General features: G+C 69.7%; 10 protein-coding genes and 2 tRNA genes. 3 read left to right on the top strand and 9 right to left on the bottom strand.

Going from position 1 to position 12,845, the window contains the following annotated elements:
* Nucleotides 1-204: 204 nt before the first annotated feature.
* Complete coding sequence (locus tag IE273_RS01830) at nucleotides 205-2,829, bottom strand: valine--tRNA ligase (RefSeq protein WP_189813336.1); 2,625 nt, start codon at nucleotides 2,827-2,829, stop codon at nucleotides 205-207.
* 136 nt (nucleotides 2,830-2,965) lie between these two features.
* Between IE273_RS01830 and IE273_RS01835 the strand changes: the two genes are divergently transcribed.
* Nucleotides 2,966-3,925, top strand: coding sequence for a hypothetical protein (locus IE273_RS01835; RefSeq protein ID WP_189813337.1), 960 nt, complete (start codon nucleotides 2,966-2,968; stop codon nucleotides 3,923-3,925).
* A 70-nt stretch (nucleotides 3,926-3,995) separates the two neighbouring features.
* Here IE273_RS01835 and clpX read toward each other — a convergent pair whose 3' ends face one another.
* From clpX to IE273_RS01860, 5 genes are all read right to left on the bottom strand, one after another.
* Entirely contained in the window at nucleotides 3,996-5,282 is a 1,287-nt protein-coding gene (gene clpX, locus IE273_RS01840; RefSeq protein ID WP_030648610.1) for an ATP-dependent Clp protease ATP-binding subunit ClpX, read from the bottom strand.
* A gap of 171 nt (nucleotides 5,283-5,453) precedes the next feature.
* Complete coding sequence (locus IE273_RS01845; RefSeq protein ID WP_189813338.1) at nucleotides 5,454-6,119, bottom strand: ATP-dependent Clp protease proteolytic subunit; 666 nt, start codon at nucleotides 6,117-6,119, stop codon at nucleotides 5,454-5,456.
* A 67-nt stretch (nucleotides 6,120-6,186) separates the two neighbouring features.
* Nucleotides 6,187-6,792: an ATP-dependent Clp protease proteolytic subunit gene (locus IE273_RS01850; protein WP_051009690.1), complete on the bottom strand. Its 606-nt coding sequence runs from the start codon at nucleotides 6,790-6,792 to the stop codon at nucleotides 6,187-6,189.
* 285 nt (nucleotides 6,793-7,077) lie between these two features.
* A complete protein-coding gene (gene tig / locus IE273_RS01855; RefSeq protein WP_189813339.1) occupies nucleotides 7,078-8,466 on the bottom strand; it encodes a trigger factor in 1,389 nt (462 codons plus the stop codon).
* Nucleotides 8,467-8,661: 195 nt separating this feature from the next.
* Nucleotides 8,662-8,738, bottom strand: a tRNA-Pro gene (locus IE273_RS01860).
* Nucleotides 8,739-8,898: 160 nt separating this feature from the next.
* On the opposite strand from IE273_RS01860, the gene IE273_RS01865 reads away from it, so the two are divergent.
* A tRNA-Gly gene (locus tag IE273_RS01865) sits at nucleotides 8,899-8,969 on the top strand.
* 290 nt (nucleotides 8,970-9,259) lie between these two features.
* Here IE273_RS01865 and IE273_RS01870 read toward each other — a convergent pair.
* Nucleotides 9,260-9,454 (bottom strand): hypothetical protein, encoded by a 195-nt coding sequence (locus tag IE273_RS01870; protein WP_041665168.1) that lies wholly within the window; start codon nucleotides 9,452-9,454, stop codon nucleotides 9,260-9,262.
* Nucleotides 9,455-9,895: 441 nt separating this feature from the next.
* Here IE273_RS01870 and IE273_RS01875 point away from each other — a divergent pair, with 441 nt between their 5' ends.
* Nucleotides 9,896-11,071: an acyltransferase family protein gene (locus IE273_RS01875; protein WP_229887038.1), complete on the top strand. Its 1,176-nt coding sequence runs from the start codon at nucleotides 9,896-9,898 to the stop codon at nucleotides 11,069-11,071.
* 25 nt (nucleotides 11,072-11,096) lie between these two features.
* Here the strand turns inward: IE273_RS01875 and IE273_RS01880 are convergent, their stop codons facing one another.
* Entirely contained in the window at nucleotides 11,097-11,543 is a 447-nt protein-coding gene (locus IE273_RS01880) for an HD domain-containing protein (protein ID WP_189813340.1), read from the bottom strand.
* Nucleotides 11,544-11,611: 68 nt separating this feature from the next.
* A complete protein-coding gene (locus IE273_RS01885) occupies nucleotides 11,612-12,784 on the bottom strand; it encodes a PP2C family protein-serine/threonine phosphatase (protein WP_189813341.1) in 1,173 nt (390 codons plus the stop codon).
* Nucleotides 12,785-12,845: the final 61 nt, after the last annotated feature.

Here is a 12,845-nt window from a genome sequence, read left to right on the forward strand (position 1 = left end):
GGCCCGCTGCGAGGCGCTCGGACGCGGGGCGGGGGCGCATGCCTCGCCAACCCGCTGCGAGGCGTTCAGACGCGCTGCGGGGCGGCATGTCCCGCAGGCCGGCCGCGGGTGCGTGGTGGGCTGGTCGCGCGGTTCCGCGCGCCCCCAGGTCGGCGAAGGCCCCGGTGCCTCATCGGCACCGGGGCCCTCCCCAGGGTGAGTGGCTCACGCCTGCGGCAGCTTCTCCAGCTGGGCGGTGATGCGGGCGATGTCCTCGTCCGCCTTGGCCAGGCGCGTGCGGATCTTGTCCACCACGTTCTCCGGGGCCTTCGCCAGGAACGCCTCGTTGCCGAGCTTGGCCGTGGCCTGGGCCTTCTCCTTCTCCGCGGCGGCCAGGTCCTTGGCCAGGCGCTTGCGCTCCGCGGCGACGTCGATCGTGCCGGAGAGGTCGAGGGCCACCTCCGTGCCCGCCACCGGCAGGGTCGCCGTGGCCGTGAAGGCGTCGCCCTCCGGCTGGAGGCGGAGCAGCTGGCGGATCGAGGCCTCGTGCGGGGCGAGCGGCGTGCCGTCCAGCGTCAGACGGGCCGGGACCCGCTGGCCGGGCTGGAGACCCTGGTCGGCGCGGAAGCGGCGGACCTCGGTGATGACCGACTGGAGGGTGGAGATCTCCTGCTCGGCCGCCGCGTCACGGAAGCCGCTGTCGGTCGGCCAGTCGGCGATGACGATCGACTCGCCGCCCGTCAGCGTGGTCCACAGGGTCTCCGTGACGAACGGGACGACCGGGTGGAGGAGCTTCAGGGTGACGTCCAGGACCTCACCGAGGACCCGCTGGGAGACCTCGGCCGGCTCGCCGCCCGCCTGGAAGACCGTCTTGGACAGCTCGACGTACCAGTCGAAGACCTCGTCCCACGCGAAGTGGAAGAGGGCGTCGGAGAGCTTGGCGAACTGGAAGTCCTCGTAGTACGCGTCGACTTCGCCGATCACCGAGTTGAGGCGGGAGAGGATCCAGCGGTCCGTCGCCGACATCGCCGACGGGTCCGGCAGCGGGCCCTCGACCGTCGCGCCGTTCATCAGCGCGAAGCGGGTCGCGTTCCAGATCTTGTTGGCGAAGTTGCGGGAGCCCTGGACCCAGGCCTCGCCGATCGGCACGTCGACACCCGGGTTGGCGCCGCGGGCCAGGGTGAAGCGCAGGGCGTCGGAGCCGTACTCGTCCATCCAGTCCAGCGGGTTGACCGCGTTGCCGAAGGACTTCGACATCTTCTTGCCGAACTGGTCGCGGACCATGCCGTGCAGGGCGATGGTGTGGAACGGCGGGGTGCCGTCCATCGCGTACAGGCCGAACATCATCATCCGGGCGACCCAGAAGAAGAGGATGTCGTAGCCGGTGACCAGGACGGAGTTCGGGTAGAACTTCGCGAGCGACTCGGTCTGTTCGGGCCAGCCGAGCGTGGAGAAGGGCCACAGGCCGGAGGAGAACCAGGTGTCGAGGACGTCGGTGTCCTGGTGCCAGCCCTCGCCGGTCGGCGGCTCCTCGTCCGGGCCGACGCAGACGACTTCCCCGTCGGGGCCGTACCAGACCGGGATCCGGTGGCCCCACCACAGCTGGCGCGAGATGCACCAGTCGTGGAGGTTGTCGACCCAGTCGAAGTACCGCTTCTCCATCTCCTGCGGATGGATCTTGACCTTGCCCTCGCGGACGGCGTCGCCGGCGGCCTTGGCCAGCGGGCCGACCTTGACCCACCACTGCATGGACAGGCGCGGCTCGATGGTGGTCTTGCAGCGCGAGCAGTGGCCGACGGAGTGGACGTACGGCCGCTTCTCGGCGACGATCCGGCCCTCGGCGCGCAGCGCGGCGACGATCGCCGAGCGGGCCTCCAGGCGGTCCATGCCCTGGAAGGGGCCGTGGACGGTGATGACGGCGTGCTCGTCCATCACGGTGATGGCCGGCAGGTCGTGGCGCTGGCCGATCTCGAAGTCGTTCGGGTCGTGCGCCGGGGTGACCTTGACGGCGCCGGTGCCGAACTCGGGGTCGACGTGCGTGTCCGCGACGACCGGGATGGAGCGGTCGGTCAGCGGCAGCCGGATGAGCTTGCCGACGAGGTGCTTGTACCGCTCGTCGTCCGGGTGGACGGCGACGGCCGTGTCACCGAGCATCGTCTCGGCGCGGGTGGTGGCGACGACGATCGAGTCGTCCCCGTCGCCGTAGCGCATCGAGACCAGCTCGCCGTCGTCGTCCTGGTACTCGACCTCGATGTCCGAGATCGCGGTCAGACAGCGCGGGCACCAGTTGATGATGCGCTCGGCGCGGTAGATCAGCTCGTCGTCGTAGAGCTTCTTGAAGATGGTCTGGACGGCCTGGGACAGGCCCTCGTCCATGGTGAAGCGCTCGCGCGACCAGGCGACGCCGTCACCGAGGCGCCGCATCTGCCCGGAGATCTGCCCGCCGGACTCGGCCTTCCACTGCCAGACCCGCTCGACAAAGGCCTCGCGGCCCAGGTCGTGCCGGGACTTGCCCTCCTTGCCCAGCTCGCGCTCGACCACGTTCTGCGTGGCGATACCGGCGTGGTCCATGCCGGGCTGCCACAGCGTCTCGTAGCCCTGCATCCGCTTGCGGCGGGTGAGGGCGTCGATGAGCGTGTGCTCGAAGGCGTGCCCGAGGTGCAGGCTGCCCGTGACGTTCGGCGGCGGGATGACGACGGTGTACGGCGGCTTGTCGCTCTTCGCGTCCGCCTCGAAGTAGCCCCGCTCCACCCAGCGCTCGTACAGCGGCCCCTCTACATCGGCCGGCGCGTACTGGGTCGGCAGTTCGGTGTCGGGCGCGGGTGGCTGCTGCGATGCGTTCTCGGTCACGGGGGTCAGTTTAGAGGTGTCACGGGGTGGTCCCGAAACGCCTTTGTTCTGTAACGGTGCGGCCCCCGGTGCCGTGCCGTTCCCGTGCCTGGGTCAGGATGTCAGGAACACATAAGCTCTGGAGGGGAACCCAGGAATGAGCAACAACCAGCCGGGCCCGTACGGCCAGCCGCCCCAGCAGCCGGGTCCGTACGGCCAGCCGGGGCAGCCTGGACCGTACGGCCAGCCGGGCCCCTACGGCCAGCCGCCGCAGGCTCCCCAGCCCGGCTACGGCTACCCCCAGCAGGCCCCGCCGGCGCAGCAGCCGGGCTACGGCTACCCGCAGCAGGGCGCACCGCAGCAGCCCGGCCCGTACGGCCAGCAGCCGAACCCCTACGGGCAGCAGCAGCCGTACGGCATGCCGCAGGCGCCGCAGCCCGGCGGGGGCAAGAAGAAGACGGGCCTGATCATCGGCGCGGTGGCCGTGGTGGCCGCCGTGGCGGTGGGCGCCTACTTCCTGCTGAGCGGGAGCGGCAGCGGCGGCGTCGCGGACGACGGACCGCACAAGCTGACGACGCCGGCGACGGTGCTGTCCGAGTACAAGAAGTCCAAGGGCGACAGCGGCAGCATGACGCCAAGCGACCTGAAGGACGCCGAGAAGTGGGGCGTGCACGACCCCAAGGACGTCAGCGCCGCGTACGACGCCGGGGACCCGGACAACCCGCTGAGCAAGAAGCAGCTCAACTTCGGGGGTGTCTACGGCACCATCGACGACCCCGAGAAGACCGTCGACGCGATGTTCGCCTACTTCAAGTCCGAGTCCCAGAAGAGCAGTGGCGGCAAGGACGTCGTGCTGAAGGGCGAGCCGACGGCGTACGAGCCGGCCGGGCTCGACGGCGCGGTCCTCAAGTGCCAGCAGGCCACGGCCCCCACCGGCGCGGGCAGCGGCGGGCCGAAGGACGTGACGCTCACGATCTGTGTCTGGGGCGATCACAGCACCATCGGCATGCTCATGCCCATGGACTACGCCAACCTCGCCGCGGGCCGCGGCAGCGACCCGGCGAAGGACGCCGAGCTGACCGCCAAGTTCCGCGCGGAGGTGCGCGTCAAGTCCTGACGCACCCGTCACGCACACGAAGGGGCCCCGGTCGGTCGACCGGGGCCCTTCGTGTGCGTGACGGGTGCGGCTACGCCGTCTTCTGCTCCCCCGAGCCCCGCCCGCGGGCGTCCCTCGGGATCAGGGTCGGGTTGACGTTGGAGAGGACCACGTCGGCGGTGATGACGACCCGGGCGACGTCCTTGCGGGACGGGACCTCGTACATCACGCCCTGGAGGACCTCCTCCATGATGGCGCGCAGGCCGCGGGCGCCGGTCTGGCGCAGGATGGCCTGGTCCGCGATGGCCTCCAGCGCCTCGCGCTCGAAGTCCAGCTCCACGCCGTCGAGTTCGAACAGGCGCTGGTACTGCTTGACGAGCGCGTTGCGGGGCTCGACCAGGATCTTCAGGAGCGCTTCGCGGTCCAGGTTGTGGACCGAGGTGATCACCGGCAGGCGGCCGATGAACTCGGGGATCATGCCGAACTTGACCAGGTCCTCCGGCATGACGTCCTCGAAGACGTCCTTGGACTCCAGCTCGCGCTTGGAGAGGATCGTGGCGCCGAAGCCGATGCCCTTCGCGCCGGCCCGCGCCTCGATGATCTTCTCCAGGCCCGCGAAGGCGCCGCCCACGATGAACAGCACGTTCGTCGTGTCGATCTGGATGAACTCCTGGTGGGGGTGCTTGCGGCCGCCCTGCGGCGGAACCGAGGCCGTGGTGCCCTCCAGGATCTTCAACAGGGCCTGCTGGACGCCCTCGCCCGACACATCACGGGTGATCGACGGGTTCTCGCTCTTCCGCGCGACCTTGTCGATCTCGTCGATGTAGATGATCCCGGTCTCGGCCTTCTTGACGTCGTAGTCGGCCGCCTGGATGAGCTTGAGGAGGATGTTCTCGACGTCCTCGCCCACGTAGCCCGCCTCGGTCAGCGCCGTGGCGTCGGCGATCGCGAACGGGACGTTCAGCATGCGCGCCAGCGTCTGCGCGAGGAGCGTCTTGCCGGAGCCCGTGGGGCCCAGCAGCAGGATGTTGGACTTCGCCAGCTCGATGGCGTCGTCCCGGCCGCTCGCGCCGCCGTTCTCGCCCGCCTGGACCCGCTTGTAGTGGTTGTACACCGCGACGGAGAGGGCCTTCTTCGCCGCCTCCTGGCCGACCACATAGCCTTCGAGGAACTCGTAGATCTCGCGGGGCTTGGGCAGCTCCTCCCAGCGCACCTCGCTGGTCTCCGCGAGCTCTTCCTCGATGATCTCGTTGCAGAGATCGATGCACTCGTCGCAGATGTACACACCGGGCCCTGCGATGAGCTTCTTGACCTGCTTCTGGCTCTTGCCGCAGAACGAGCACTTGAGCAGATCGCCGCCGTCACCGATGCGTGCCACGGTGTGCTTCCCCTTCGCCTGGGAGACGCCTGGACGCTATGAGTCCAGCGGCTCCTGGTGCTGCCTTATGTCCGACGGTACCTTGCCGGGCCCGGTGTTCGGGCCCCCCTTGGCAGGGTTCACTTTGACGTGCACCCTGCCAAGAGGGGCCGGACGTGCGCGGTTGCGCTGTCAGCGGACCGAGCTGTTGTTCAGCTTGCGGGTGGAGATGATCTGGTCGACGAGGCCGTACTCCAGCGCCTCCTCGGCCGTGAGGATCTTGTCCCGCTCGATGTCCTCGCGGACCTTCTCGATCGGCCGGTTCGAGTGCTTGGCCAGCATGTTCTCCAGCTGCTCACGCATCCGGGTGAACTCGTTGGCGATGATCTCCAGGTCGGAGAGCTGACCACGGCCGGTGGAGCCGGCCGGCTGGTGGATCAGCACCCGGGAGTTCGGCAGCGCCATGCGCTTGCCGGGGGTGCCCGCGGCCAGCAGGATGGCCGCGGCGGAGGCCGCCTGGCCCATGCAGACCGTCTGGATGTCGGGCTTCACGAACTGCATGGTGTCGTAGATCGCCGTGAGGGCGGTCATGTCACCACCGGGGCTGTTGATGTAGATCGAGATGTCCCGGTCCGGGTCCATCGACTCCAGGCACAGCAGCTGCGCCATGACGTCGTTGGCGGAGGCGTCGTCGATCTGGACGCCCAGGAAGATCACGCGCTCCTCGAAGAGCTTCGCGTACGGGTCGTACTCGCGGATGCCCTGGGAGGTGCGCTCGACGAAGCGCGGGATGACGTAGCGGCTGTCGGGGCGGGGCCCTTCGTACATGCCGCTGGCGGCGCCGGGGAAGTTGCTCATGGGGTTCACCGTCCTGGTGGCGTTCGGGGGGCTGGTGTCTCGGCGGTGCGTGGCGTGGCCGGACCGGTCAGGCACCGGTACCGCCGCCTCCCGGAACACCCGAGGCGTGCGTGATGATCTCGTCAATGAGACCGTACTCCTTGGCCTCCTCCGGGGTGAACCAGCGGTCGCGGTCGCCGTCGCGGATGATCGCCTCGACCGTCTGGCCCGAGTGGAGGGCGGTCAGCTCCGACATGCGCTTCTTGGTGCGCATGAGGTACTCGGCCTGGATCTTGATGTCCGAGACCGTACCGCCGAGGCCCGCGGAGCCCTGGTGCATCATGATGTCCGCGTGCGGCAGGGCGAAGCGCTTGCCGGCCGCGCCGCCGGTCAGCAGGAACTGACCCATCGAGGCGGCCATGCCCATGGCGATCGTCACCACGTCGTTCGGGATGTACTGCATGGTGTCGTAGATCGCCATGCCGGCCGTGACCGAGCCGCCCGGGCTGTTGATGTAGAGGTAGATGTCCTTGTCCGGGTCGGCGGCAAGGAGCAGCAGCTGCGCGGTGATCTTGTTGGCGATGTCGTCGTCAACCTGCTGGCCGAGGAAGATGATCCGCTCGTTGAGCAGCCGGTTGTAGACCTGGTCGCCGAGGCCACCACCGATGGAAGGCTCGCCGGCGGCGGAGGGCATCAGATTCGTCACGTATCCACCTGCTCGTCTTACGACGGCGCCGGGCCGTCTCATTGTTCTGCCTTTCATGGACCCTAACGCGACGTTCCCTCCGGGGAATCCCGGTAAGTGAGCTGTTCGCTGTCAGCGCAGGTCGCTCCGCGGGGGCGCCGGGGAACGCCCGGGAATGCGCGCCGGCAGGCCGGTCCCGGCCCGGTACGGCGCCGGGTCCCGGGGAAGCAGACGGGCCCCGGGGGGAAGCCCCCAGGGCCCGTCGTGCGTGCCTCACAGGCGCCGCAGGGCCGATCAGCCCTCGGTCTTCTCCTCGGCGGAGTCGGACGCCTCGGTGGCCTCGGCCTCGGCCGGCGCCTCCTCGGTCTCCTCCTCGTCGTCCAGGTCGACGACCTCGCCGTTGGTGTCCTTCACCGTGGCGGACTCGACCACGACGGCCAGGGCCTTGCCGCGGGCGACCTCGCCGACCAGCAGCGGCACCTGGCCGCCCTCGACGACGGCCTGGGCGAACTGGTCGGGGGACATGCCGGAGGAGGCCGCACGCCGCATGAGGTGCTCGGTGAGCTCCTCCTGGTTGACGTTGAGGTTCTCCTTCTTGACCAGCTCGTCGAGGACGAACTGGGTCTTGATGCCCTTGACCGCGGCCTCGCGGGTCTCGGTCTCGAACTCCTCGGCGGTCTTGCCCTGGATCTCCAGGTACTTGTCGAGGGTCAGGCCCATCTGGGCGAGCTGGTGGTGCTCCAGGTTGTGCTTGCGGGTGTTGATCTCGTCCTCAAGGAGCTTCTCGGGGACCGGGACCTCCACCAGCTCCAGCAGCTTCTCCAGGACGTGCTCCTGGGCCTGCGTGGCCTGGTCGAACTGCTTCATGTTGGCGAGGCGCTTGCGGCTGTCGGCCTTCAGCTCCTCCAGGGTGTCGAACTCGGAGGCGAGCTGCGCGAACTCGTCGTCCAGCTCGGGCAGTTCGCGGGCGGCGACCTGGGTGACCTTGACGGTGACCTCGGCCTCCTTGCCCGCGGCGGAGCCGCCCTTCAGCTCGGAGGTGAAGGTGGCCTCCTCACCGGCGGACAGGCCCTTGACGGCGTCGTCGATACCGTCCAGCAGCTCGCCGGAGCCGATGGTGTAGGAGACGCCGTTGGCGATGCCGTCCTCCAGCACCTCGCCGTCGACCTTGGCCTCCAGGTCGATGGTGACGACGTCGCCGTCCTCGGCGGCGCGCTCGACGGGAGAGGTCGACGCGAAGCGCTCACGGAGCTGCTCCACGGACTTCTCGATGTCCTCGTCCGTCACCTCGACGGCGTCGACCTCGACCTCGATGCCGGAGTAGTCCGGGATCTCCAGGGCCGGGCGGACGTCGACCTCGGCGGTGAAGTTCAGCGTCTCGCCGTCCTTCAGCTCGGTGATGTCGACCTCGGGCTGGCCCAGCGGGCTCAGCTCGGCCTCGTTGACCGCGTCGGTGTAGAACTTGGGCAGCGCGTCGTTGACGGCCTCCTCCAGCACCGCACCGCGGCCGAACCGCTGGTCGATCACGCGGGCGGGGATCTTGCCCTTGCGGAAGCCCTTCACCGTGACCTGCTGGTTGATCTTCTTGTACGCCGCGTCGAGGCTGTCCTTGAGCTCCTCGAAGGGCACCTCGACAGTGAGCCGAACCCGGGTCGGGTTCAGGGTCTCCACGGCGCTCTTCACGGTTCGGTCTCCTTGTGGCTGACTTCTCGGGTTCTGCCGGAGCCCGATGGGTCCGGCGGATTTCGCCGCCCGGAGGAGTACGTAGGCCGAGGGGGCCGGGGACACACGGGCGCGCAGCTTGCATAGTAACCGCAGCCGGTCAGCGCCCCAAAAGGCGATCATCATGACGTCACTGAGCCGGACGTCACGAGCCGGTGGTCGGGGTGGCGGGATTTGAACCCACGGCCTTCCGCTCCCAAAGCGGACGCGCTACCAAGCTGCGCCACACCCCGTCTGGTGCGACACGTAGGGTACATGCCCCGGCCCGATCCGTCGGCCGTGTTCTCCGGGGCGGGACGCGCGGTGCGGCGTGACCCGACTCGTTGGCCTCCGTGGCGGGCGACCCGCTACGATGCCTTCAGTGCCGCGGTCATCGACCTGCGGCGCAGTGTTGCGGGCGTAGCTCAATGGTAGAGCCCTAGTCTTCCAAACTAGCTACGCGGGTTCGATTCCCGTCGCCCGCTCTGGATGCCGAAGGCCCAGGTGAGAGGACGATCTCCTCTTCCTGGGCCTTCTGCCGTTCCCGGGTGACGGTGCGCGGCCACCAGCGGCGTCGGCTCGGGGTGCGGGGTCGGGCCGTCCGGGCCGCCGCGCATGCGGAGCGTCGAAGGCCGTGCACTGGCCGTGAGGCGTAGGGCGAGGTGGACCGCGCCCGTGCCGCCACCGCCGAGGCGACCCTCGGCCCGGTGGCCGACGGCCTCCGGCGCCGCTTCCCGGCGCTCCGGCCCGTTCGGGGCCCTGGGTCCCCGCCGGGTCAGAACCTGATCGAGTCGATGGAGTCCGCTATCGAGTTCAGGAACCGGTTGATCGATGGCGCCATGCCGGTCGAGGCGAGGAAGAAACCGAAGAGGATGGCGACGATGGCCGGGCCGGCCTTGATGTTCCCCCCTCGGATCAACACCACCAGGATGATCGCCAACAGCAGCACCACAGACAGTGAAATGGCCACAACTGATCACACCCTCGGTCGGTCCGCTCTCCCGGCCCGGAGGTACGGCCCGCGCACCCCCGCCAGAACCATCGTGCCACCAACCCGCCCCCGGTATGCGGGTCCTGACGCAACGCCGGACGGGCACACATGCGCGGGACACCTCGCACAGGAATACGACCGGCGACGCGGTCACGAAATCCACACGAATTCACGGGGCTTCGTTTCAATAACCACGCAATGCACGGGACAGGGAATCCACGTACGGGACACAGAGGCGCCGTATGCCCGAATTAGTCTGTATTAATCGGTACATCCGGGGCGAACGGGCGACACCTGTGTGCCCATCATCACGTCGACCAGGATGGCAAGTTCGGCGAATTACGGGGTACCCGCGCGGGATAACCAGGAATGACAGTCCGGGTTTTACGGAATCCCACAGCCGACGCTAGGGTGCCTGAGATGTTCGACGCCGCAACGTCCCCCGGCCACAGCCGCAGGCCGCTCCCCCCGGCACAGCCGCCGGCGCGTGGGGTGCCCGACCGGCCCACCCCGACGCAGGCGCAGGAGCAGTCACGGACCGGCAGACCGGGCAGGCAGCGCGACGCGTTCTTCGACAACGCCAAGTACCTCGCGATCGTGCTGGTGGCCCTCGGACACTCCTGGTCGGCCATCAAGACCGACAACCGGGCCCTCGAAGGCCTGTACAACGTCGTCTACACCTTCCACATGCCGGCGTTCATCGTCATCTCCGGCTACTTCTCCCGCAGTTTCGACATGCGCCCGGACCGGCTGAAGCGGCTGGTCACCGGCATAGCCGTCCCGTACCTGCTGTTCCAGATCGCCTATTCGCTGTTCCGGCGCTACGCGGGCCAGGCCGACGACCCGATCAGTCTCGTCTCCCCGTACTACCTCACCTGGTTCCTGTGCGCGCTGTTCATCTGGCGCCTGACCACCCCCCTGTGGAAGCTGGTCCGCCACCCGCTGCCCCTCGCCCTGGGCATCGCCATGGTCGGATCGGTCACCCCGGGCCTCGACGACAACCTGGACCTCGGCCGCGTCCTGCAGTTCCTGCCCTGCTTCGTCCTCGGCCTGCTGCTGAAGCCCGAGTACTTCGCGCTGATACGCCGGCCCGCGGTGCGGGTGCTGTCCGTACCGGTGTTCGCCGCGGCCCTGGCCGTCGGCTGGTGGACCGTGCCGCGCGTGGACGGCGGGTGGTTCTACCGGCAGAGTTCGGCGCAGGACATCGGTGCCCCCTGGTGGACCGGACCGCTGATGACGCTGGCCATGTTCGGCTGCGCGCTGCTGCTGACCGCCTGCTTCCTCGCCTGGGTGCCGGGCCGCCGGACGTGGTTCACCGCCCTCGGCGCGGGGACGCTGTACGGCTATCTGCTCCACGGCTTCGTGGTCAAGGGCACGCTCTACGCGGGCGGGTTCGACCTCGCCGAGCAGTACGGCGCCCTGGGTACGGTCGCCGTCACCGTCCTCGCGGCCGCCGCCGTCACGGTGCTGTGCACCAAGCCGGTGCAGCGCCTCTTCCGCTTCGCGATGGAGCCGAAGATGGAGTGGGCGTTCCGGGAGGACGCGGCCGAACTGGCCCGCGAACGGCAGAAGCAGCGGGAGACGGTCGGCGTCTAGCCGGCGTCGCTCCCCGCCCGAACCCTCAGGCTTCGAGACCGAGAAGTGCGCGCGTCCTGGCGTACTTCTCGGTCAGCCGGGTCCGGGTCGGCTCGTCGAGCGCCGCGAGCCGCCGCGGGTCGGCGTTGTGCGCCAGGTCGGCCTCCTTCACCAGCAGTGCGCCCGGGGTGGCGAGGATGCGGCGCGCGTACGCCTCCAGTTCCTCCCCGGGGCGCTTGGTGAGGGCGTCCACGATGGCCTTGGTGCGCGGGGTCAGGGCGGCGTCGGCCAGCCACTGACGGCTGAGCGCGTCGTCCTCGACGGCGTCGTGCAGCCAGGCCGCCGCGATCTGCTCCGGGTCACCGCCACGGGCCCGCACTCCCTGGGCGACGGCCGCGAGGTGTTCGGCGTACGGCAGCCCCGCCTTGTCGGTCTGCCCCTCGTGGGCGGCCCGCGCGACGGCCTCGACCTCCGCGAGCGTGAGCTGGGTCATGGCTCCAGTGTCCCCCCGCCCCGCACCCGGCGGCCACCACGGAGGACGGCCGCGGCCCGGCGGGCGGGTCAGCGGCCGTTCGCCGTCGGCTGGCGGCAGATGAGGAGCAGGGCGCGGTCGTCGTTGACATCCTTGGCGACCGCCTCGATGAGGTGCCAGGCGGCGCCGTGGAAGCCGCCGGCCACATAGCGGTCGGCCTCGCCGGTGAGCCGGTCGATGCCCTCCACGATGTCCCGGTCGGAGGTCTCCACCAGTCCGTCGGTGAACAGCATCAGGACGTCACCGGGGCGCAGCGAGCCCTTCACGGGGTCGAACTGGGCGCCGTCGTACACCCCGAGCAGCGGCCCCTCGGCGGCCTTCTCCTCCCAGCGCCCGCTGCCCGCGCTGAGCTGGAGCCCCGGCGGGTGCCCGGCGGAGTACAGCTCGTAGTCCCCGGAGTCCAGGTCCAGGACCAGGTGGATGGAGGTGGCGAAGCCCTCGTCCCAGTCCTGGCGCAGGAGGTAGCCGTTGGCGGCCGGGAGGAAGGCGTGCGGCGGGAGGGAGCCCAGCAGGCCGCCGAACGCGCCGGACAGCAGCAGGGCGCGCGAGCCCGCGTCCATGCCCTTGCCGGACACGTCGGTGAGCACGGCCTCCAGCGTCCGGCCGCCGTTCGTGCGGGCGGCGACGACGAAGTCACCGGAGAAGGACTGGCCGCCCGCCGGGCGCAGCGCCATCTCGTGGTGCCAGCCCTGCGGCAGTTTCGGCAGCTTGCTCTGCACCCGGATCCGCTCGCGCAGGTCGAACAGCATGGTGCCGCCGCGCCGCCAGGGCACGCCGACCCGGCTGCGGAACTGCGCGGTCAGCAGCCCGAAGAACCCGCACGCGGCCACCACCAGGACCACGCCGGGGGTGACCCGGGAGGGGCCCTCGGTGTAGGGGCCGAGCCGTATCGACTCCACGATCAGCGCGGTGGCCGCCGCCGCGTACAGACCGAGCAGGCTCGCCGGGCGCAGCAGCAGGCCGCCGGCGACGATCGGCAGCACCAGGGTGGCCGGGGAACACCACACGGAGTCGAGGAGGGTCATGGTCGCGAGGACCGGGACCATCAGGAGCAGTCCGGCGAAGGCGATCCAGTCGGAGCCGTCGCCGCGGAAGTAGTCCACGGCGCTTCTGCGCAGGCCGACGCGGGCCCGGTGCCACTGCATCTTCCACCGGGCCGTGAACGTCTCGGCCTTCGCGCGCCGCTGTCGTCCTGCTGCCATCAGTTCGCGACCCTATCCAGCGGACCGGCTGCTTGGCACGGGAGGTCCCACTTGTCCCCCT

The organism is Streptomyces olivaceoviridis (assembly GCF_014650115.1).
GTDB lineage: Bacteria > Actinomycetota > Actinomycetes > Streptomycetales > Streptomycetaceae > Streptomyces > Streptomyces olivaceoviridis.

What these genes read in the sequence shown, in the direction of transcription:
- IE273_RS01885 (WP_189813341.1), bottom strand. Translation starts at nt 12,784, where the DNA reads ATGGCAGCAGGACGACAGCGGCGCGCGAAGGCCGAGACGTTCACGGCC.
- IE273_RS01850 (WP_051009690.1), bottom strand. Translation starts at nt 6,792, where the DNA reads ATGCCCTCCGCCGCCGGCGAGCCTTCCATCGGTGGTGGCCTCGGCGAC.
- IE273_RS01875 (WP_229887038.1), top strand. Translation starts at nt 9,896, where the DNA reads ATGTTCGACGCCGCAACGTCCCCCGGCCACAGCCGCAGGCCGCTCCCC.
- IE273_RS01835 (WP_189813337.1), top strand. Translation starts at nt 2,966, where the DNA reads ATGAGCAACAACCAGCCGGGCCCGTACGGCCAGCCGCCCCAGCAGCCG.
- IE273_RS01880 (WP_189813340.1), bottom strand. Translation starts at nt 11,543, where the DNA reads ATGACCCAGCTCACGCTCGCGGAGGTCGAGGCCGTCGCGCGGGCCGCC.
- IE273_RS01845 (WP_189813338.1), bottom strand. Translation starts at nt 6,119, where the DNA reads ATGAGCAACTTCCCCGGCGCCGCCAGCGGCATGTACGAAGGGCCCCGC.